The organism is Kribbella sp. NPDC002412, assembly GCF_053592935.1.
In genome coordinates, this window is the sequence record NZ_JBSFBL010000014.1 from 61,150 (window position 1) to 82,192 (window position 21,043).

Here is a 21,043-nt window from a genome sequence, read left to right on the forward strand (position 1 = left end):
AGGTGCCATCCATGCCACGAGACCGGTGCCGTTACCGGCTCGCGACCCGGTCCCGCTCCGCCGAGGTCAGCAGCTCGGTGAATGCGCCCGGCTCGCCGTACAACTGGTCTAGATAGCTAAACAGTCCCTGCAGCGCCAGCCCGAGCTCGCGTTGCCACCCGTCGGCCGTCTCCAGGTGCGCCGCGAGCACCCGCCCCTCGGCGAGCGTGACGGCCGAGTTCACCGGCTGCACCAGCCGCTCACCGTCCTCGTCCGGTACTGCGCTCCTCCCCCGGACCTGCCGTACGACGCCCGCCAGCTCGGACCGCTCGGCTTCGGGCAGGATCCGGTCGAATCCGGGGGAACCGTGGAGCTGGTCGAGGTAGTCACAGAGAGCGAGGAACAACTCGACAGCGTCGTAGTCCGGGCCAGGTTCGGCCACGGATCGCAGCTGGGCCACCACGCTCCGCGCCTGCGGGACACTCCACTCGGACGCTCCCAACCGGTCGGTCATGTGACGATCGTAGGGACGCGGCAGGCGTAAATCGTTAACTGTTCGGGTGATTTGGGTGGCTGGCCAGTAACCGAAAGTTTGCTAACGTCCGGAAACCAGAGGCTCGGTGACAACTGGTGGTCACCGAGTCGCGATCGGGAGGGGTGGGTCGTCTTGACGACGCCTGGTGTCACCGCCCCGGATCCGGTGGGTCGCGCTCGCGCAACCCTCGGAACCGCGTTGGGCATCGTCGTGCCGTCAGCCGTGCCGCTGCGTGACGGCCGGATCTGGCTGACCAGCCGGCGGGACGTGCTGCCGTCGCACGTCGTCCGGGCGTTGGAAGAGCGACTCAGCGCCCGCGCGGCGGACCGGATCAGTGACGAGCGGATGCTCGCCGAGGCCGTCGCAGTGCTGGGCACAGAGATCGCCCGGGCCCGCGGCGAGTCGACTGAAGCCGGTGCCACCAACGCGCTCGACCGGTACCTGCACACGCCCGGACTGGACCAATCGCGCCGTACCGAGGGTGAGGCGATGCTCCGCCTCGCACTGCGGCTGCAGGCTCGGGAGTCCAGCGAAGCGGCCGCACGCCTGGCCGCGATGCCCGGCGAGACCAGGGTTCCCGTCGCCACCGAGATCGTGTCGGCAGCGCAGCGAATCAACCGCGCCGCCACCCGGCTCGGTACGCCGACCACTGAGCAGCCGCGGACCGGCCGCCACCGGAACCCGGTCGGCATCAGCCACCGGCGCAGCGACACGCGCGTGGTCCGAGGGACCGCACTGGACCCAAGGGGCCGCACGGCCACCGCAGATCCCCAGCAGAGCGAGCTGGCCGCACTGGCGGCGTTGACACAGCTGGGTGAGGCCGACCTGGGCTCGTCCGTCACCAGCCGGCCGGCCGTGAGCCCGCAGTCCCGGTTGGCGACGATGACGCTCACCACCCGCGACGCACCGCAGCACGTCCGCGTCGAGATCCTGCCGACCGACCGCGGCCTGGCAGCTCAGGGCACGCTCCGGTCCGGTACGGCGAACGAGCCGCACGTCCTGCGGATCGCGCCGTGGGTGCCAGAGCACCAGTACCGGCAGATCTGGGTCCGCCTGCTCAGCCGGATGACGCAGCAGATGCAGGCGGAGCAGGCTGAGCAGCCGCGCGGGATCCTCGGCCGGGTGCGCTCGATGCTCGGCTCGGAGCGGCGAGAGCAGCGGCTCAACGAGGACTACGCCGCCTACCAGCAGCTGTCCCGGGACTGGGAGCATGCCCAGGCCGAGACCCTCGCGAACGGTCAGCCGAGCGGACCGCGCAGTGTCGCGGACCTCGAGCGCGACATCCGCCTCCAGGCCGGCGCGATCTGGTGGCGCAGCGGCACCATGCCCACTCTGCCCTGGGCCCAGGACTCGACCTACTCCCCCAGTGCGGCCGTCGAGGGCATCGCCGCCGAACGAGCTGTCGCAGCAGCCACCCCAGACGCCGACACCCCCGAGCACCTGCGACAGCAGGTCGTCGACCAGATCGCCGCCCTGGAAGCCGCCGCCGCGGACCTGCGGAACCAGGCCGGCACCAAGTTCGACAGTGCGGCCGCGTCCGCCGATCAAGCGACCGGCAAGGTCGACCTCGCCGCGGCCGAGGATCTGCTCCAGGACCGCGGTGCACCGGAGCGAGCCCGGAAGCTGCGGGCCGAGGCGACCGGCGCCTTCGCCAAGGCCCGCCGCCATACCGAAATGGCGCACGCCTACCAGGAGGCGGCGAACGATGCCGGCGAGGCGTTGGCCGGCTACCAGGCCCTGCTCGCCCGGCTCGACGACCCGGACCACGAGCCGGAGCAGGTCGCCGAGCTGGCGCGCGACGCTGCCGCCAGAACGGACAAGTACCAGGCAAGCCTGCGCGCTGCCTTGCCTGTCGACCATCTCGAGACCGGGGTGCCGACCGACCAGCACCTGGACCTGCCGGTCGAGGCGATCAACGCGGCGCTGCTGGCGAACCAGAGCAGCCAGCAGATCACCGGCTCCGGTCCGCTCCCGGTCCCGGGCGCTCAGTACCGCAAGCTCTTCTCCGACGGCATGGTCTTCAGCGTCGACGGCCCTCCCGACGACGACGTCAGCCAGGTCGCCCAGGTCCGGGTCCGGGTGAAGGCCAAGGACCTGCGCGAGCGGACCGGCCTCGACTACGACATGGCGGAGCAGATGTCCGCCACCCTCGGCGAAGGCGGCCACAACAACGCCATCACCAACACCCACGCGAGGAACGTCTCCTTCGGGGTCAACCTGCAGCCGCTCATGGCCGCCGCGCCGCCGGGATCCGTCGTCCAGGAGGCCTCGCAGGTGGTCGCGCCGCGCGTCGACGCGTCCACCGGCCAGACGCTCGCCGAGACTGCGGGCGCAAGCGCCCACGGTCAGCTCGGCTGGGTCGACGTGCACAAGGGTGAGTCGATCCCTTACAGCTGGACCGGTGAGTTCGAGATCCAGGTCCGGAACTCGCCGACCGAGCCGTGGTCGGAGGTCACCACGGTCAGCGCCGGCGAGCAGCTGACCTGGGTCCCGAGCCCCTACACGGTCAAGGCGCCGACCGAGACCGTGACGCTGGAGCAACTCGGCCGCGCGGCCGACCTCGACGCCGGATTCCCGCGGCATACGGTCAACCGGATCACCGGCCTGCACGACCTCAACGACCGACTGGTCGCCGAAGCCCAGGAGAAGCTGGGCTCGATCGACCGGATCGGGTACCAGCAGATCCTCGGGCGGGTCACCGAGGACCCGTACCGGTTGCTGGGCGAGTTCGCCAAGCCCGGCGGGCTGAGCCGGACCATCCAGGTCGGTGGCGAGTCGGCGTACCGGCTCACGCTCGAGGTCGAGCCGGTCTGGGCCACCGCTGAGCTGGTCGGTGCGTGCAGCGGAGAGCTGGGCCAGGAGAAGGTCGAGGTCGACTTCGCCGGCGTCAGCGCGAGCCGCGCCTCGGGGGCATCACTGTCCGGCTCGGCGTCGGTCGCCTATCCGGGCACCCCGCTCGATCCCGCCCAGCCCGTTCCGGCCTACCTGCCCAGCCCGACGGCGCTGTCCGACGTGGGCTCGAGCACCGCGGACCTGTCGCCCAACGTCTCGGTCGGCCGCAACGTGTCCCGCCAGGGCGGGATGAACCTCAGTACGACGGCGATCACGCCGGTGGTCGACCGCGACATGTCGCCGACCCAAGGTGTCCTGGTCGACCTCAAGGTCACCGCGACACTGCGCAAGATCGACGATCCGGACACCGAACCGGTGGTCGTCTCCGACACCTGCAAGGCCAAGCTGCGGCTGACGGCCAACCGGCTGCTGCGTGCGGGCGCGCCGGCCGGCAAGGACAACGTACTGCGGGACGACGACGGCGAGATCCGGCTCGACCAGCACGGCCGCGCGCTCCTGGTCGGCGACCCGGAACCGCCCACCGGTCCGCAGACCCTGCCGCCGTGGCACGGGACCGGCGAGAACCAGATGCGCGGCACGGGCAAGGCTCTGCCCGACGGGCTCACCGGCGTCGACGAGGCCCGGCGGCAGGCGTTGACCAAGCTGAGCGAGATGGGCCTGGTGCCGCCGCTCGACGACGACTTCCAGCCGCTCCCGGACGACTCGTTGTCCGACCGGGAGCGGGCCGGTCAGCAGTTGAACTACGACCGCGTGGTCGAGGCCATCGCCGAGCACCGGATCGTGGCCGGGATGAACTCGGCCTGCCAGTCCGGCCTGCTGGTTCACCTCGTCGACCACCGCGACGGCCACGCGCCGCGCGACCGCTTGTTCCGCCTGTCGACCACGCAGGACTTCGACGATGTCCGGGCCGCGGGCAGCAACCCGTCCAGGACGGTCACCCGGCTCGGCATCAGCTCCCGGGCGATCCAGGCGATGCTCGGCCGTTCGAGGTCCATACCGGTCTCCGCCGGCATCGGGGTCAGCGACGGACCGGCGGAGGGACAGCCGGGCTTCCTGGGCCGGCTGGGTCTGAAGTTGAGCCGCAACGCGCTGGCGCGGTCCTTCAGCCAGACGGTGGGCAGCCGGATCAACCGGGTCACGCTGCACGAGAGCACTGCCCCGGTCGACAGCCTCGACCAGAGCATCCGGATCACCTTCACCGAGATCACCCCGGACGGCGAGTCCGAGCCGCTGGCCGACGTCCGCGGCACGATGTCGGTGGCGTACGACAGCACGCTGGCCCAAGCCGACGAGCCCGTGTTCGAGGCCGACCCGAAGCCACCGCACCCGGAGGCCGTCAGCCGGTCGATCCCGGTCGCGATGGACGCCGGCAACCCGGCCGACCGGCTGTACACGGCAGTCGAGGCGATCCGCGCGGACACCGTCGGCTTCGCGGAGCTGTACACCGCGCTGTCCCCGGAGGCGATGCTCTCCAACAAGGAGTGGATCACCGACGGCCGGTACGAGCTGCCGCTGGTGATCACGCCGGCGCCGGCGAACCCGGCGCAGGCCGTGCAAGACCGGACGCTGCTGCCGCAGAGCTACAAGATCGTGATCCGCAGCGAACCGGTCAGCCAGACGTTCGCGGCGATGAACCACCAGGTCACCGGTGACATCAACTTCACCATGATCGACACCGGCTTCACCTCCGGCAGCTCGACCTCGGGCGGCGTCGCGCTCGAAGGCGGCGGCGGGCCGGCCGCCGAAGCCGGCGACCCGTCCACGACGAGCGGCAAGGTGAGCGTCGGCCGAGTCGCCGGCCGGTCGCAGTCCACCGGCACGAGTCAGACGTCCGGCGACGAGCGGCTGCTGATCAACACCGGCGTGCACTACGAGCTGCTCGAGCGGCACCGGCTGGTGGCCGACGTGATGCAGGACGGCAAGGTCGTGCAGACCGTGCCGCTGCAGGACGCGCTGGTCCAGAAGGCGATGCCGGAGTACACCGCCCTGGAGCTGTACGGGCGTGAGCAGTTCGACCTTCCGCTCCCGATCGCGGCGGACGTGGCCGAGCGGTACCTGACCAACAAGATCGAGATGAGTCCGCGGACCGCGGCCGCCTTTGTTCGCCGCTACAAGCGGGAGAAGGCCGGTGTGACGACAGGCTTGGCCGCGGAGCACGACGACGAGCGGCTGAGCCAGAAGGTGCTCGCGCACGCCAAGGTCCCGGAGTCCACCGCGCCGACACCTGAGGAGCGCCTGGCGGACACTCTGGCCCGGACCGAGCAGGTGGCCGGGGAGCAGCGGGCTGTCGGCATGCCCAACTCCTTCCGGGCCACGCTCGGCTCGAGCCAGCCCTACGAGCTCAAGGAGGAGGGACCGGCGCGGCGCGACGTCGACCTGCTCCCCCAGATCCGCGAGCAGGTCGAGGAAGTGGCGCCCGGACGGCTGGCGACCGACCAGTTGCTCGCCCCGGCGCTCGAGGCGACCTTCGCCAAGGACGCTTTCAAGGGTCACCTGGTGAACATGCTCGGCCCGCGCGGCTACACCGCTCCCCCGATCGAACTCCCGGTCGAAGGGCAGGAGCACCCCGATCTGCTGCTCGTCACCGTCAAGGCTCACTTCGAGGGCGACATCCTGGTCGACGGCACTCCCGGTCTGGCGAAGGTCGAGGCGGTCGACTTCGACCAGAAGTACGACTACGGAAGCCGGGACCAGTCGACCGGACGGAACATCGCCTACTCCGGCGGCGTGGAGCTGAAGGGCGAGGGCGACGGGCAGTCGATGTCGGGCGGAGTCAGCGGTGACCGCATCCGGCAGGTCTCGGCCGGCAGCGGCGAGCAGAACACCACCCTGCATCGCACGGGCGACCTCGACCTGACTCCGGTGACCCGGACCGTCGTGTTCACCACCGAGGTCAAGCGCGTGCACCGCGCCGGCGCGGCGGCGATGTCGAGCACCCGGTGGCGGCTCACCCGGACGACGCCGGCCGAGCTGACCACGACCGCGCAGCCGCGCGAGCAGCGCGCCGTGCTGACGTCCTTCGTTCCGCGCGGCCTGGTCGGCGAAGCCCCGGCCGCCGGCGCCGAGCAGGCCACCGGGGAGTTCAGCCCCGAGCACCGCTCGTTCCAGATGCCCGAGGGCGCGCAGGTCGCGGCCATGCTGCCGTACCGCGAGGGCGCGGCCGTCACCGACGAGCTGTACAACAGACTGACCGAGCACCTGTCCCAGCCCGGCGTGCTGGGGGTCGCCGGCCTGGCCGAGCACGAAGTGGCGATCGGGACCCAGTTGCTGCCGATGGCACTGGAGGCCAAGTTCGAGCAGCTGACCGGTCCGGGCGGCCTCAAGCTGGAGCCGCTGATGGGGCGCGGCAACGGCCGGACGACCATCGCCGTCCAGATCAATGCCAGGCCGGTCGGCATCGAGCTGCTGACCGACGGCGTACCAGGCCAGTCGGGCATGGTCCGGCGGTACCAGCACAAGGTCCAGAGCTCGACCGCCGGCAATCAACTCACTCCGGTCACGATCACCGGAGGCTTCAACAGCGGCGTCGTCTCGATGACCGCCTCGGTCGGCGAGCAGGTCAAGAAGCAGTCCTCCGACGCGGTGGGCACCCGGCTCGAGACCATCGCGACCCGCCGCGGTGACCTCGTCGACGTCCGGTTCCCGGTCACGTACGACCTCACGATCAACCAGCAGACGGACAGCGGCCGCGGCACCCCGACGACCAAGGACACCACGCACCTGCGGGACGCCGCACGCGGCGAGTTCTACGTGCGGATGCTTTACCACGAGTACCTCAGCATCCTTCAGCAGATGGAGTCCGGCGGCGACGTCTCTCTGGACGGCCTGCAACTGCAGGCGATGCCGGACAAACTCGGCAAACCGGACCTGCGCGCAACGGAGTACGCCGAAGACGCTGCGGGACAGCGGACGTACCAGCCGTACCAGCCGTTGCTGGCCGCGATCGACAAGGCCATGGCCGAGCGGAAAACCGTGGTGCTGGCCGTGCAGGAGGCCGGTGGCCAGGAGCGGCTCTACCAGGCTGTCCCCGTCCAGGACGAGCGCGGTGTCCACGTCGTACTCTCCGGCGTCAATGACGGCGGGTTCGCGGCGGCCTTCGCCAGCCTGGACCGGCGGCTCGTGCAGATGGCCGAGAGCCCGCACCCGTCCGGTGACGGGCGCATCCGGGTCGACCTGCGGGAGCTGTTCAACACCACCGAGCGCGGTGGCAACTTCAGCACCAAGGTCGCGGCCGCGCTCGAGCAGAACGGCGTGCCGACGGCGATGCTGAAAGGACTCGACTACAGCCGGACGGCACGCCAGGTGACCCCGGCGGCCAGTCAGGGCCAGAAGCCGACTGTCGGTGGGGCGGCCACCAGCCGGACCATCACACCGACGACGAGCGGGCCCTCCATGGCGGGCCCGTGACGGCGCAACACGAGGAGGGGGTCGGTATGGCGTTCGCAGTGGCGCGGACCAGGGACGAGGCGCACCTCTACCTGGAGCTGCATCCTTGCCCCAACTGCGGATCGATCGACACGCCGTGGGAGGACGGGCTGGCCGACGTGGAAGGTGAGCTGGCGATCAGCTACGCCGGGACCTGTCCCGGCTGCGACGTCGAGCGGCAGTACCTGTTCGGTCTGCCGGCCCGCGAGACCAGGGCGGCGGGATGGCCGACGTTCGGCGGTGCGGAACCGTCGGAGTTGCTGGACCCGGGCCAGTGGATGGACGTGGCCGACCGGGCCACCGCCGACGTCCCCACCGATCCGCGCGCGGCCGGTAAGGTGCTGGCCGTCGCCGTGGCCGCGGTCGACGAGGTGATCAAGTTCGTGCCGGCCGGGCAGGACGCCGTACCGGAGGACGAGTTCTGGACGCCGCAAGGCCGGGCGCTCTGGGACGCCGAGCCGGACCGGTTCCGGCTGGAGCGGCTACTGGCGGCCCGCGACACCTACCGCGAGCGGGGCCGAGAGACAGGAGCGACATAACCGATGCTGACCGCAAGGACGCTGGCCGAGGCACAGGTGTACGTGAGCCTGGCGACCGCCGCCGACCAGGCCGCGCCGGCCACCGAGCCCGCCCCGATCGTCCCGGGAGAGAACCTGGCCGAAGGGGACGAGGCCTGGACGCTCGCGTCGTCGGCCGGTGACATCGAGATCTCCTACGCCTCGGAGGACGCGGCCCGCACGATGGGCGCCCGCTTCGGGCTGGGCGTCTCGCAGCTCGTCGACGCGGCGCAGTGGGCTGTGGTGGCAGCGACGTACGCGCGCCGGGCGCTCGAGGCGGACATGGCCTACACCGGTGGACCCGACCAGGACCGGGACACGGTCGAGCTGAACTGGGAGTTCGCCGCCGACGCGGTCGGTGAGGCGCTCAAGTTCCTGCCGGACGGCGCCGACGTGGTGCCGGACGAGGGTGTCTGGTCCGAGTTCGGCCGCCAGTCCCGCGCGCGGAACCCGGAGCTGGTGACCCGGGCCAAGCTGACCGACGACCTCGAGTACTACCGCGGCACCCTGCAGGACTTCCGCGCGCTCTACGGCGACAGGTCCTGAGGGTCGGTCAGCTCGATCCGGATCGCGCGGGCGTCCGCGCCGGCCTGCTCGAGGACCTTCTGCTTGGGATCCGGTACGCCGAGGAACGGCGGCCGGACCAGGCTCGACAGGTCCTTCAACCGGGGATCCTCGAGCACGGTGTCGACGGCCCGCCGGTCTCCCCCGCACACCAACGCGTCGAGACGCGCCGGAGCCAGGATCCGTACGGCGACCTCGTTCGCGGCCGCGAACGCCTCCCGGGCCTGGTTGTCGCGTCGCCGCGCGTACCGCTGCTGCGACCACCCACCGGCCTTCGTCGTTCCCTGGACGTGCCGCGAGCCGACCTTCGAGTCGATCAGCTTGCTCCCGGCGAACACGCCGACGCCGTAGCCACCCCGCCGTACGAGCAGAACGCCCAGCCGGTGGTCGGCGAGCACATGCGCGACGAGGCCCTCACGAGTGAGGGCCTCGAGTGGCGCAAAAGGTACGGAGACGACAGCGATCGAGCCGTCCTCGGCGGAGACGGTCACCGTCTCCGGAGTCACGTCGTACGACGTCGCGCCGTGGCGGTCACCGAAGCCGGCCAGCCACCTGTCCAGCCGCTCCGGCGCCACCGAGACAGCGCGCGTCACACGTTGAAGCCGAGGGCGCGCAGCTGGTCGCGGCCGTCGTCGGTGATCTTCTCCGGACCCCACGGCGGCATCCAGACCCAGTTGATCCGGAAGTCGTTGACCAGGCCGTCGAGCGCCATCCGGGTCTGGTCCTCGATCACGTCGGTCAGCGGGCAGGCCGCCGACGTCAGCGTCATGTCGATGATCGCGGTGCTGCTGTCGTCCACGGTGATGCCGTAGATCAGGCCCAGGTCGACCACGTTGATCCCGAGCTCGGGGTCGACGACGTCCTTGAGCGCCTCGTTCACGTCCTCGACCTTGGCCGGTTCGGCGCCGGGCTGAGCCGCCGCGGTCAGGTCGACCTCGGGCAGCTCGATCTTCTCGTCGGTCTGGTCAGCCATTGCTCACTCCTTTGTGCTGCGCTTCGGTCTGGGCGAGGGCCTGGGCGGTCGCGTCCCGCCAGGCCGACCAGCCCAGCAGCGCGCACTTCACCCGGGCCGGGAACTGCGCGACGCCGGCGAAGGCGACGCCGTCCTCCAGAACCTCTTCGTCCGGCTCGACATTCCCGCGGCCCTGCATCAGCTCGAGGAACTTCTCGTACGTCGCCATGCCCTCGGCGACCGGCTTGCCGATCACCAGGTCGGTCATCACCGACGTCGCGGCCTGGCTGATCGAGCAGCCGACGCTCTCGTGCGTCACACCGGTCACCGTGTCGCCGTCGAGCTCGACCCGGAGCGTGACCTCGTCCCCGCAGGACGGGTTCACGTGGTGCACCTCCACGTCGTACGGCTCCGCCAGGCCCGCGTGGTGCGGGCTGCGGTAGTGGTCCAGGATGATCTCCTGGTACAGCGAGTCCAGCTGCATCAAGCCACCTTGAAGAAGGACCGGACGAAACCGAGGCCGTCGACCAGCGCCTCGACCTCCTCCGGGGTCGTGTAGAGGTAGAAGGACGCCCGCGTCGAGGACTGCACGCCGAACCGCTCGTGCACCGGCCGCGCACAGTGGTGCCCGGCCCGGACCGCGATCCCGCGGGTGTCCAGCACGGTCGCTACGTCGTGCGGGTGGACGCCGTCCAGCTCGAAGCTGATCGCGCCACCGTGGTCGGTCGCGTCGGTCGGCCCGAGAATGGTCAGCCCCGGAACCGTCTTCAGCCCTTCCAGGGCGTACTCGACGATGGCGCGCTCGTGGGCGGCGATCTTGTCCATGCCGATCCCGGACAGGTAGTCCACGGCCGCACCGAGACCGACCGCCTGCGCGATCGGCGGCGTACCGGCCTCGAACCGGGCCGGCGGCGCGGCGTACGTCGAGCCGGTCATCCGCACGACCTCGATCATCTCGCCACCACCGAGGAACGGCGGCAGCTCGGCGAGCAGGTCGTAGCGGCCCCAGAGCACGCCGATGCCGGTCGGGCCGACCACCTTGTGGCCGGTGAAGACCAGCAGGTCCGCGCCGAGCGTCGAGACGTCGACCGGGAACTGCGGCACTGCCTGCGAGGCGTCCACGACGACGGTCGCGCCGACCGCGTGCGCCTTGGCGGCGACGTCGGTGATCGGGTTGATGGTGCCGAGCGCGTTGGAGACCCAGGTCAGCGAGACGACCTTGGTGTGCTCGGTGATCAGCTCGTCGACGTTGCTCAGGTCGAGCCGGCCCTCTTCGGTGACGCCGAACCACTTCAGCGTGGCGCCGGTCCGCTCACAGGCCAGCTGCCACGGCACGATGTTGCTGTGGTGCTCCATCTCGGAGATCACCACGACGTCGCCCGGCTTCAGCGACGCGCCGAGCGTGTGCGCGGCCAGGTTGAGCGCCTCGGAGGCGTTCTTGGTGAAGACGATCTCGTCCCGCGACGGCGCGCCGAGGAAGGCCGCGACCTTGTCCCGGCCGCCCTCGTACGCCGCGGTCGCCTCGGCGCCCAGCTGGTGCATGGCCCGGGCGACGTTGGCGTTGTGCTTCAGGTAGTGGTCCTCGATCGCCTGGACCACCTGGCGCGGCTTCTGCGAGGAGTTGGCCGAGTCCAGGTAGACCAGCGGGAACCCGTTCGCGAGCTCGCGGCTGAGGATGGGGAAGTCCGCCCGGACCGACTGCAGGTCCAGGGGACTGCTGAACGTCCGGGCGTCGGTCACTTCGCGCCTGCCTTCAGGAACCGCTCGTACCCGTTGGCCTCCAGCTCCTCGGCCAGCTCCGGGCCGCCCTCTTCGGCCACCCGGCCGTCGACGAACACGTGCACGAAGTCGGGCTTGATGTAGCGCAGGATCCGGGTGTAGTGCGTGATCAGCAGGACACCCTTGTCACCCTGCTCCGCGAACCGGTTGACGCCGGTGGAGACGATCCTCAGCGCGTCGATGTCGAGGCCGGAGTCGGTCTCGTCGAGGATCGCGATCTTCGGGTTCAGCAGCTCCAGCTGGACGATCTCGTGGCGCTTCTTCTCACCGCCGGAGAAGCCCTCGTTGACGTTGCGCTGGGCGAAGTCGGCGTCCATGTCCAGGTCGGACAGCGCCTTGTTCACGTCCTTCACCCAGGTGCGCAGCTTCGGCGCCTCGCCGTCGATCGCGGTCTTCGCGGTCCGCAGGAAGTTCGCCACCGACACGCCGGGCACCTCGACCGGGTACTGCATGGCCAGGAACAGGCCGGCCCGGGCGCGCTCGTCGACGGACATGTCGAGCACGTCCTCGCCGTCGAGGGTCACCGTGCCGCTGGTGATGTTGTACTTCGGGTGGCCGGCGATCGAGTACGCCAGCGTGGACTTGCCGGAACCGTTCGGGCCCATGATCGCGTGCGTCTGGCCACCGGCGATGGTCAGGTCGACGCCGCGCAGGATCTGCTTCGGGCCGCTCTCGGTGTCGACCGACACGTGCAGGTCGCGGATCTCGAGTGTCGCCATGAGGTTTCTTCTATCTCCGTCTGGTCTACAGGGATGCCTGGTTCAGGGGGTTCTTGACGTCGACGAGCACGTCGTCACCGTCCAGCCGGACCGGGTACACCGGCACCGGGTCGTACGCGGGCAGGCTGGTCGGCTCGCCGGTGCGCAGGTCGAAGCGGGACCCGTGCAGCCAGCACTCGATCTCGCACTCGCCGACGTCACCCTCGGACAGCTGGATCTGCGCGTGCGAGCACTCGTCCCGCACCGCGAAGTACTGTCCTTCGCTCTTCACGACCGCGACCTCGACACCGCCGACCTCCACCGGGACGACTCCTTCGTCCGGTACGTCGGTGACGGCGCAGGCGCGCTCGAAGGTGTCGCTCACTGCCCGACGACCGCCTTGGCCGAAGCGCTCAGCTCCGCCGCGCGGGCCAGCTTCTCCTCGATCACGTCGTGCAGGTGGTCGGCCACCTCGGCGACGCCGATCTTGCCGATGATGTCGTTGAAGAAGCCGGACACCACCAGCCGCCGGGCCGCGTCCTCGGGGATGCCGCGTGCCTGCAGGTAGAACAACTGCTCGTCGTCGAACCGGCCGGTCGCGGACGCGTGCCCGGCGCCCTCGATCTCGCCGGTCTCGATCTCCAGGTTCGGCACCGAGTCGGCGCGGGCGCCGTCGGTGAGCACCAGGTTCCGGTTCAGCTCGAACGTGTCGGTGCCCTCGGCCGCGGCCCGGATCAGCACGTCGCCGATCCACACCGAGCGGGCGTTGTCACCGGCCAGCGCGCCCTTGTAGAGCACGTTGCTCTTGCAGTGCGTGGCCTCGTGGTCGACGAACAGCCGGTGCTCGTGGTGCTGGCCGGACTCGGCGAAGTACACCCCGACCAGGTCGGCGTCGCCGCCCGGACCGGCGTACCGGACGTTGGTGTTGACCCGGACGACCTTGCCGCCGAGGGTGACCGCGACGTGGTGCAGCCGGGCGTCCCGGCCGATCAGCGCGTCGTGCTGAGCCAGGTGGATCGACTCGTGGTCGCCCTGCTGGATCGAGACGACCCGCAGGTCGGCGCCGTCGCCGACGACGATCTCGACGTTGCTGCCCAGCTCACCGGCGCCGGTGTGGTCGATGATCACGATCGCCCTGCTGTGCCGGGCGGCGTCCACGATCAGGTGGCTGAAGCCGCGGGCGCCGAGGCTCGCGACGTTCACGTGCACCGGCTCGGCCAGCTCGGCCTCGGCCGGGATCCGCACCGCCAGCGCCTCGGCCGCGTGCGTCCAGGCGACGGCCGCGGACCGGTCCTGCGGCGTGCCGACCTTCAGCGAGTCCGCCGCGACGGTCTCGATCACCACACCGTCCGGTCCGGACGCGTCGATCTTCGGGGTCTCGGTGCCGGCCTCGTCGGCGAACAGGGCCTTCAGTGCCTTGACCGGGGTGAAGCGCCACTCCTCCTCGCGCCCGTTCGGCACCGGGAAGTCGGCGACGTCGTACGACGTCGGCCGCTCGCTCCGGGCCTGGAGCGGAACCGGGGACCCCGGCCCGTGGGAGTGCGCCCGGTTGCCGGTGGCAACCAGGGTTTCACTTGCGGTCATCAGCCGACGGCCCCTTCCATCTGCAGCTCGATCAGTCGGTTCAGTTCCAGCGCGTACTCCATCGGGAGCTCGCGGGCGATCGGCTCGATGAAGCCGCGGACGATCATCGCCATCGCCTCGTCCTCGGCCATGCCCCGGCTCATCAGGTAGAAGAGCTGGTCGTCGCTGACCTTGGACACGGTCGCCTCGTGCCCCATCGCCACGTCGTCCTCGCGGACGTCGACGTACGGGTAGGTGTCCGAGCGGCTGATGGTGTCGACCAGCAGCGCGTCACAGCGCACCGTGGACTTGCTGTGGTGCGACCCCGGCGCCACCTCGACCAGGCCCCGGTACGACGTCCGGCCGCCACCGCGGGCCACCGACTTCGACACGATCGAGCTGGAGGTGTACGGCGCGTTGTGCACCATCTTCGACCCGGCGTCCTGGTGCTGGCCCTCGCCGGCGAACGCGACCGACAGGGTCTCGCCCTTGGCGTGCTCGCCCATCAGGTAGACGGCCGGGTACTTCATGGTCACCTTGGAGCCGATGTTGCCGTCGATCCACTCCATCGTCGCGCCCTCCTCGCAGGTGGCGCGCTTGGTGACCAGGTTGTAGACGTTGTTCGACCAGTTCTGGATCGTCGTGTAGCGGCAGCGGGCGCCCTTCTTCACGATGATCTCGACCACCGCGGAGTGCAGCGAGTCCGACTTGTAGATCGGCGCGGTGCAGCCCTCGACGTAGTGCACGTAGGCGTCCTCGTCGACGATGATCAGGGTCCGCTCGAACTGGCCCATGTTCTCGGTGTTGATCCGGAAGTAGGCCTGCAGCGGGATGTCCACCTTGACGCCCTTGGGGACGTAGATGAACGAGCCGCCGGACCAGACCGCGGTGTTCAGCGCGGCGAACTTGTTGTCGCCGACCGGGATCACCGAGCCGAAGTACTCCTGGAACAGCTCCGGGTGCTCCTTCAGGCCGGTGTCGGTGTCCAGGAAGATGACGCCCTGGGCCTCCAGGTCCTCGCGGATCTGGTGGTAGACGACCTCGGACTCGTACTGCGCCGCGACACCGGCGACCAGGCGCTGCTTCTCCGCCTCCGGGATGCCGAGCTTGTCGTAGGTGTTCTTGATGTCCGGCGGCAGGTCCTCCCAGCTGGTGGCCTGCTTCTCGGTCGACCGGACGAAGTACTTGATGTTGTCGAAGTCGATTCCGGACAGGTCGGCGCCCCACGACGGCATCGGCTTGCGGTCGAAGAGCTTCAGGCCCTTCAGCCGCAGGTCGAGCATCCACTCCGGCTCGTTCTTCAGCGCGGAGATCCCCCGGACCACGTCGGCACTCAGGCCGCGCTGTGCGACCGCGCCGGCGGCGTCGGAGTCGGCCCAGCCGTACTGGTAGTTGCCGAGGCCTTCCAGTTCGGGGTGAGCGGTTTGCGTCATCGTGCAGTCCTCGCAGATTCGCCGTGGGATACAGGGGCAACCGGTAGTTCACCGGGGATGTGCGTCGTGCAGACACCGTCGCCGTGGGCGATGGTGGCCAGCCGCTGGACGTGCTTGCCGAGGAGTCGCGCGAACACCTCGGTCTCCGCCTCGCACAGCTGGGGGAACTGCTCGGCCACGTGCGCGACCGGGCAGTGGTGCTGGCACAGCTGCTCGCCGTGCGCGGCCTTCGCCGTGGACGCCGCGTAGCCGTCCGTGGTGAGGGCCTGGGCGAGCACCTCCGCCTTCTGGTGCTCGGGAGCCGCGTCGACCAGCTCCCGGTACCGCTTCTCCACCTCGGCGACCCGCCGCCGGGCGAACTCCGTGACCGCCTCGTCACCGCCGGCTTCGGCGATGAATCGCAGCGCGGTGGCCGCCAGGTCGTCGTACGCCTGGTGGAACGCGTGCCGGCCGGTGTCGGTCAGCACGAAGACCTTCGCGGGGCGGCCGCGGCCGCGCGGGCCGTAGACCCGCTCCTCGCGGGACTCGACCAGGCCCTCGTCGAGCAGGTGGTCGAGATGCCGGCGGACTGCCGCCGGAGTCAGCTCCAGGCGCTCCGCGAGCACCGCGGCGCTGGACGGACCGTTGGTCAGGATCGAGCGGGCGACCCGGTCCCGGGTGGACTCGTCCCGCGCGGCCGGCGTCGCGGCGCCCGTGGGCACCGGTCCGTTCGTCGCAGGAGTTTTCACAACATCAGTGTCGCGTAATTCCCGGGACCCTTCAAATAAGGGTCCCCTAACCGGTTCTGGCACTCACGCGGGGCGCCGGAGCCCATCGTGACCAGCGTCACGCCCGGGAGGGTTCGCCCGAACCCGGGCCGAGCGCTCCGCGGGCCGGTCCTAGACTTCTTCCGTGCCAGTCGCGGTGGAGATCGACAACCTCGTCGTGCGGTACGGCGAGAAGACCGCGGTCGACGGTCTCAGTCTCACCGTAACCGGCGGCACCGTGACGTCCGTGCTCGGGCCCAACGGCGCCGGCAAGACCACCACCGTGGAAAGCTGCGAGGGCTTCCGCCGGCCGGACTCCGGCCGGGTCCGGGTGCTCGGGCTGGACCCGGTCGCCGACCACGACGAGCTGATGCCGCGGATCGGCGTGATGCTGCAGGAAGGCGGCGCCTGGTCCGGCGTCCGCGCGGTCGAGATGCTCCGGTACGTCGCCGCCCTGCACACCCACCCGCTCGACATCCGGGCGCTGATCGACCGGCTCGACCTCGGTACCTGCGGCAAGACGCCGTACCGGCGGTTGTCCGGTGGGCAGAAGCAACGGCTGTCGTTCGCGCTGGCGATCGTGGGTCGCCCCGAGATCGCGTTCCTGGACGAGCCGACCACCGGTCTGGACCCGCACGGCCGCCGGGAGATCTGGCAGCTGATCCGCGACCTGCGGGACGACGGCGTGACCGTCGTGCTGACCACGCATGCGATGGACGAGGCCGAGCAGCTGTCCGACCAGGTCCACGTGGTGTCGGCCGGCAAGGTGATCGCCTCCGGCACCCCGGACGCGCTGACCGAGCACCACACGAAATCGCTCGAGGACGTCTTCCTCGAGCTCACCAGGCCGGAACGACGATGACGACATACGCACCGCAGCCCGGAAGCGCGCCGTGGCCGACCAAGGTGATCGCGCACACCCGGATGGAGTTCAAGCTGCTCGTCCGCAACGGTGAGCAGCTGCTGCTGGCCCTGGTCATCCCGCTCGGCCTGCTGTTGCTGCTGGGCGGGACCGGGCTCGGCAACCGCCTTCCGTTGGGTGACGGGCGACCGATCGACGACGCGGTCCCCCGGGTGCTCGCCCTCGCGGTGCTGTCGTCGTCCTTCACATCGCTCGCCATCGCGACCGGCTTCGAGCGGCGCTACGGCGTGATCAAGCGACTCGGCGCGTCTCCCCTGTCCCGGACCGGTCTGCTGGCCGGGAAGATCGGTGCGGTGCTGGCCGTCCAGCTGATCCAGCTCGTCGTGCTGATCGGCGCAGGTTTCGCGCTCGGCTGGAGGCCGGTCGGTGGCCCCAACGCCGGCTTCGGTGTCGTGCTGATGATCCTGTGCGGGACGGCTGCGTTCGCGTCGCTCGGTCTGCTGATGGCCGGCGTACTGCGCGCCGAGGCGACGCTGGCCGCGGCGAACCTGATCTACCTGCTACTGCTGGTCGGCGGCGCGGTGCTCACACCGGTCGACGAGTACCCGGCGGGCATGCAGGGCGTCGTACGCGTGCTGCCGAGTGCCGCGCTGGCCAACGGCCTGGCCAACTCGACCATCGAGGGCGTCGTCCCCTGGGCCGCGGCGCTGTCGCTGGCGCTCTGGGCGGCCGTCATCGGATACCTCGTCTCCCGGACCTTCCGATGGGACTGAACGAGCGCTTCTTTAGAGTGTGCCGGTGATGAGCACGGAGACGCCGCCCCAAGAGACGACACCGGTCACCGGATTCTGGCGACTGGTGCCAGAGCCGAGCCTGGACGTGGTACGGCGCTGGGGCTGGGCGTCGGTGGTGGCGAACATCGGCATCGTGGTCACCGGCGGACTGGTCCGGCTGACCGGCTCCGGCCTCGGCTGCCCGACCTGGCCGTCGTGCACCGACGAGTCCTACGTGCCGCACCCGGAGCTCGGCATCCACGGCGCGATCGAGTTCGGCAACCGGATGCTCGGCTTCGTGGTCGCGGTGGTTGCGATCGGCACCTGGCTGGCGGTGATGCGGTACCGCCCGGTGCGCAAGGACCTGCGCCGGCTGGCGACCGCGGCCGCCCTCGGTGTCCCGCTGCAGGCGGTGATCGGCGGGATCAGCGTGCTGACCGGGCTGAACCCGTGGATCGTGTCGGCACACTTCCTGGTGTCACCGGTGATCATCACGCTGACCGTGTCGATGATGCGGCGGTCACGGACGAGTCCGTACCCGCACACTCCCCCGGTGGTCCGTGCCCTCGCCACGGCCTGTGTGGTGGCGGTCTGGCTGGCCGTTGCCCTCGGCACCTTGGTGACCGGGGCCGGCCCGCACTCGGGCGATCCCGAGACCGGGCGGAACGGATTCAACGAGGAGCTGATCAGTCAGCTGCACGCGGACGTGGTGTTCGCGCTGCTCGGGATCTCGATCGCCCTGGTGATCGCCACCCGGGTGACGGCGACCTCGCGGACGCTGCGGAAGCTGGCGTCCTGGTTGCTCGCGATGGAGCTCCTCCAGGGCGTCGTGGGCTTCACGCAGTACTTCACCGGACTCCCCTGGGTGCTGGTGCTCATCCACATGTTCTTCGCCGCGGTGCTGATCGCTCTGGTGACGGCGGTGTACGGCGAACGCGGCACACCAGCCACCTAGCGGTGGGACCCGGGGCGCCGGGCCCGGTGAGTAGACCTGACGCCCCGGGTTGCTTCTCAGTGTTTCGGCACCACCTGGTAGACGGCGCCCGGCGGTCCGAACAGCGGTGACGTCACGTAGACCTTGCCCGACCGGCTGATCGCCGTACCGCCCGGCAGGGTCAGCTTGCCGGGGGCAAGCTCCTTCTTGACTCCGGCCCTGTGCCACTTGCCCGGGTACTGCAGGTAGAGCGAGCCGATCGGAGAGCCTCCCAGCTCCCACTGGAGCCAGCTCACCTTCGCCAGCTCGACCACCGCGAGCGTGCCCTTCGGGCCGCCGGCCAGGTCGACGATCGACGTGTAGCCGTCGGCGTACCGCGTGCACTTGCCCGTGTGCGGTTTGGCCGGGTCACAGACGGCGTTGTACGAACCCGGCTTGATCCGCCAGATCTGCGACTTGCCTGGCGTTGCCGGGAAGCCGCGCAGCTCACCGACGTACCAGTAGCCGTCCGAGCCGACGGTGACCGACGTGGTGACTGCCTCGCTCGGGATCCTCGTGCCGGCCGGCGGCAGCGGGTTGCCCTCGGGATCCGTGGCCGGCAGACCGGTCGGGACCGGCACGACCCGCGGCTTGAACCGGGCCACGGTCTTGATCGTCCCGTTCGGCCAGACCCGCAGCAGGTCGTTGTTCCCGGCGTCGGCGACCAGCACCGTGCCGTCCCTGAGCGCCGCCACCCCGTACGGGTTGGTGTCGGTCGGCTTGCCTTCCAGGTCGTACGGATCCTTGTCCTTGATCTGGTACTTGCCGATGTCGGCGACCTTCACCGGTGCCTTGCCGGGCCGGAGCCGGTAGAGCGTCGCCGCGCCGGGCGGCAGCTCCTCGGCCGGTGCGCCGCCGCCGGTCAGGGCGTACGTCGTACCCCGGACGTTCGTGTCGATCGCCGGTGGAAATCCGCCCTGCACCTGGCCGAGCTTGCGGATCACCTTGCCGTTGTGGGCCCAGGCTTCGTAGACGGAGCCGTCGCCGACGCTGTAGATGATCTTCCCGCCGAACGTGGCCACCCCCCGCGGACTGGTCAGACCCGAGACGACCGGCTTGATGGTGGTGCCGTACTTCTTCCCTGCGTCGGCTGGTGCCGCGACCAGCACGGACCCGGCGAGCGCCAGCGCTGCCACGGCAGCAATACGTGTTCGTACCCCCACTGCGAAACCCCCATGCATCTATGTCTCCCCAGGCGTGGATCCCCCTCCACAGACCATGACATCGCAACATCAGATCACGATCAGGTCAACGGGAAAACTCCCTGCACCTGCAGGGCGACGCTGAGTCAGAGGCTCAGTGCAGCAGCGGATCGACGGCCGCGGCGATGAACAGCAGGGCCAGGTAGATGTTGGAGAAGTGGAACAGGCGCATGGGTCGCAGGGCCGCGCCCTCGGCGCCGGTGTGGGCCCGGAGCAACAACGCGCGGGCCTCGCGCAGGAAGACGATTCCGAGCGCGATCGCGGCCAGCGGGTAGACGAAACCGGTGTCGGCGATCGGCCACAGGGCGATCGAGGTGATGACCATGACCACGGAGTACGCCATGATCTGGCGGGCCGTGGCGACCGGAGTGGCGACTACAGGCAGCATCGGCACGTCGACCGACGCGTAGTCCTCGCGGTACCGCATCGCCAGCGCCCAGGTGTGCGGCGGCGTCCAGAAGAACACCACCAGGAACAGCACGAACGGCGTCCAGGCCAGCTCGTTGGTGACCGCCGTCCAGCCGATCAGGGTCGGGAAGCAACCCGCGATCCCGCCCCAGACGATGTTCTGCACGGTCCGGCGCTTCAGCACCATCGTGTAGCCGAACACGTAGAAGGCGTTCGCCGTCAGCGCCAGGATCGACGACAGCCAGTTCACGAAGAAGCCGAGCTCGAGCGTGGCCAGCACGCCGAGGACGACGCCGAAGACGGTCGCCGAGCGCGGGCTGACCGCGTGCCGGGGCAGCGGGCGGCGGCGGGTCCGGCGCATCTGCTCGTCGATGTCGCGGTCGAGCACGCAGTTGATCGTGTTCGCGCTGCCGGCCGCGAGGATGCCGCCGACCAGGGTGGCGGCGACGACGCCGAGCTCCGGCACTCCCCCGGCGGCCAGGAACATCACCGGCACCGTGGTGATCAGCAGCAGCTCGATGATGCGTGGCTTGGTCAGCCCGACGTACGCCTTCACCACGTCGCGCACCGACGGACTCAGCACTGCAGCGCTGTCCGGCAGCGGCGTCGGGTAGGACGTCGTCGCGGCTGGACGCGGGTCGACGGCCGTCACGAACACCTCGAACTCGATGGGTTGACGCCGGAGACCGGCGCTGACGGTTCGACAGTCTACGACGCCCCGTAGGAGTCCTCGACCACCCC

At 70.1% G+C, this 21,043-nt stretch carries 18 protein-coding genes; 6 read left to right on the forward strand and 12 right to left on the reverse strand.

Annotation, left to right across the window (positions count from 1 at the left end; genetic code table 11):
* Window positions 1–31 precede the first annotated feature (31 nt).
* Complete coding sequence (locus ACWCOV_RS14155) at window positions 32–493, reverse strand: hypothetical protein (protein WP_449829643.1); 462 nt, start codon at window positions 491–493, stop codon at window positions 32–34.
* A gap of 153 nt (window positions 494–646) precedes the next feature.
* On the opposite strand from ACWCOV_RS14155, the gene ACWCOV_RS14160 reads away from it, so the two are divergent.
* The 3 genes from ACWCOV_RS14160 to ACWCOV_RS14170 are packed head-to-tail and all read left to right on the forward strand — an operon-like array spanning window position 647 to window position 8,895.
* Entirely contained in the window at window positions 647–7,774 is a 7,128-nt protein-coding gene (locus tag ACWCOV_RS14160) for a hypothetical protein (RefSeq protein ID WP_449829644.1), read from the forward strand.
* Window positions 7,775–7,800: 26 nt separating this feature from the next.
* Window positions 7,801–8,331, forward strand: coding sequence for a hypothetical protein (locus ACWCOV_RS14165; protein ID WP_449829645.1), 531 nt, complete (start codon window positions 7,801–7,803; stop codon window positions 8,329–8,331).
* A gap of 3 nt (window positions 8,332–8,334) precedes the next feature.
* Window positions 8,335–8,895: a hypothetical protein gene (locus ACWCOV_RS14170; protein ID WP_449829646.1), complete on the forward strand. Its 561-nt coding sequence runs from the start codon at window positions 8,335–8,337 to the stop codon at window positions 8,893–8,895.
* Here the strand turns inward: ACWCOV_RS14170 and ACWCOV_RS14175 are convergent.
* The 9 genes from ACWCOV_RS14175 to ACWCOV_RS14215 are packed head-to-tail and all read right to left on the reverse strand — an operon-like array spanning window position 8,877 to window position 16,066.
* Window positions 8,877–9,506 (reverse strand): acVLRF1 family peptidyl-tRNA hydrolase, encoded by a 630-nt coding sequence (locus ACWCOV_RS14175; RefSeq protein ID WP_449829647.1) that lies wholly within the window; start codon window positions 9,504–9,506, stop codon window positions 8,877–8,879. The genes ACWCOV_RS14170 and ACWCOV_RS14175 overlap by 19 nt on opposite strands.
* Complete coding sequence (locus ACWCOV_RS14180; RefSeq protein ID WP_449829648.1) at window positions 9,503–9,886, reverse strand: metal-sulfur cluster assembly factor; 384 nt, start codon at window positions 9,884–9,886, stop codon at window positions 9,503–9,505. Before ACWCOV_RS14180 ends, ACWCOV_RS14175 begins: the two co-directional genes overlap by 4 nt.
* The gene (gene sufU / locus ACWCOV_RS14185; RefSeq protein WP_449829649.1) at window positions 9,879–10,349 is read right to left on the reverse strand and encodes a Fe-S cluster assembly sulfur transfer protein SufU; all 471 of its coding nucleotides are present in this window, start codon (window positions 10,347–10,349) and stop codon (window positions 9,879–9,881) included. The genes ACWCOV_RS14180 and sufU overlap by 8 nt, the downstream gene beginning before the upstream one ends.
* Window positions 10,349–11,605, reverse strand: a complete 1,257-nt coding sequence (locus ACWCOV_RS14190) for a cysteine desulfurase (RefSeq protein ID WP_449829650.1) — start codon at window positions 11,603–11,605, stop codon at window positions 10,349–10,351. Before ACWCOV_RS14190 ends, sufU begins: the two co-directional genes overlap by 1 nt.
* On the reverse strand, window positions 11,602–12,363 hold the full coding sequence (gene sufC, locus ACWCOV_RS14195) for a Fe-S cluster assembly ATPase SufC (RefSeq protein WP_449829651.1): 762 nt from the start codon (window positions 12,361–12,363) through the stop codon (window positions 11,602–11,604). Before sufC ends, ACWCOV_RS14190 begins: the two co-directional genes overlap by 4 nt.
* 25 nt (window positions 12,364–12,388) lie before the next feature.
* A complete protein-coding gene (locus tag ACWCOV_RS14200; RefSeq protein ID WP_449829652.1) occupies window positions 12,389–12,727 on the reverse strand; it encodes a non-heme iron oxygenase ferredoxin subunit in 339 nt (112 codons plus the stop codon).
* Window positions 12,724–13,926, reverse strand: coding sequence for a Fe-S cluster assembly protein SufD (gene sufD / locus ACWCOV_RS14205; RefSeq protein WP_449829653.1), 1,203 nt, complete (start codon window positions 13,924–13,926; stop codon window positions 12,724–12,726). The genes ACWCOV_RS14200 and sufD overlap by 4 nt, the downstream gene beginning before the upstream one ends.
* Window positions 13,926–15,338 carry a Fe-S cluster assembly protein SufB gene (gene sufB, locus ACWCOV_RS14210; RefSeq protein WP_449829654.1) on the reverse strand — a complete coding sequence of 471 codons (1,413 nt, stop codon included), beginning with the start codon at window positions 15,336–15,338 and terminating at the stop codon, window positions 13,926–13,928. Before sufB ends, sufD begins: the two co-directional genes overlap by 1 nt.
* A complete protein-coding gene (locus ACWCOV_RS14215; RefSeq protein ID WP_449829655.1) occupies window positions 15,335–16,066 on the reverse strand; it encodes a helix-turn-helix transcriptional regulator in 732 nt (243 codons plus the stop codon). Before ACWCOV_RS14215 ends, sufB begins: the two co-directional genes overlap by 4 nt.
* A gap of 163 nt (window positions 16,067–16,229) precedes the next feature.
* On the opposite strand from ACWCOV_RS14215, the gene ACWCOV_RS14220 reads away from it, so the two are divergent.
* From ACWCOV_RS14220 to ACWCOV_RS14230, 3 genes are read left to right on the forward strand one after another with little or no spacing between them, the layout of a single operon-like run.
* The gene (locus ACWCOV_RS14220; protein WP_449829656.1) at window positions 16,230–16,946 is read left to right on the forward strand and encodes an ABC transporter ATP-binding protein; all 717 of its coding nucleotides are present in this window, start codon (window positions 16,230–16,232) and stop codon (window positions 16,944–16,946) included.
* Window positions 16,943–17,719 (forward strand): ABC transporter permease, encoded by a 777-nt coding sequence (locus tag ACWCOV_RS14225; RefSeq protein WP_449829657.1) that lies wholly within the window; start codon window positions 16,943–16,945, stop codon window positions 17,717–17,719. Before ACWCOV_RS14220 ends, ACWCOV_RS14225 begins: the two co-directional genes overlap by 4 nt.
* A gap of 28 nt (window positions 17,720–17,747) precedes the next feature.
* Complete coding sequence (locus tag ACWCOV_RS14230; protein ID WP_449829658.1) at window positions 17,748–18,674, forward strand: COX15/CtaA family protein; 927 nt, start codon at window positions 17,748–17,750, stop codon at window positions 18,672–18,674.
* A 56-nt stretch (window positions 18,675–18,730) separates the two neighbouring features.
* Here ACWCOV_RS14230 and ACWCOV_RS14235 read toward each other — a convergent pair whose 3' ends face one another.
* Both ACWCOV_RS14235 and ACWCOV_RS14240 read right to left on the reverse strand, forming a co-directional pair.
* Window positions 18,731–19,828, reverse strand: coding sequence for a ScyD/ScyE family protein (locus ACWCOV_RS14235; protein WP_449829659.1), 1,098 nt, complete (start codon window positions 19,826–19,828; stop codon window positions 18,731–18,733).
* A gap of 160 nt (window positions 19,829–19,988) precedes the next feature.
* Complete coding sequence (locus ACWCOV_RS14240; protein WP_449829714.1) at window positions 19,989–20,903, reverse strand: heme o synthase; 915 nt, start codon at window positions 20,901–20,903, stop codon at window positions 19,989–19,991.
* Window positions 20,904–21,043 lie beyond the last annotated feature (140 nt).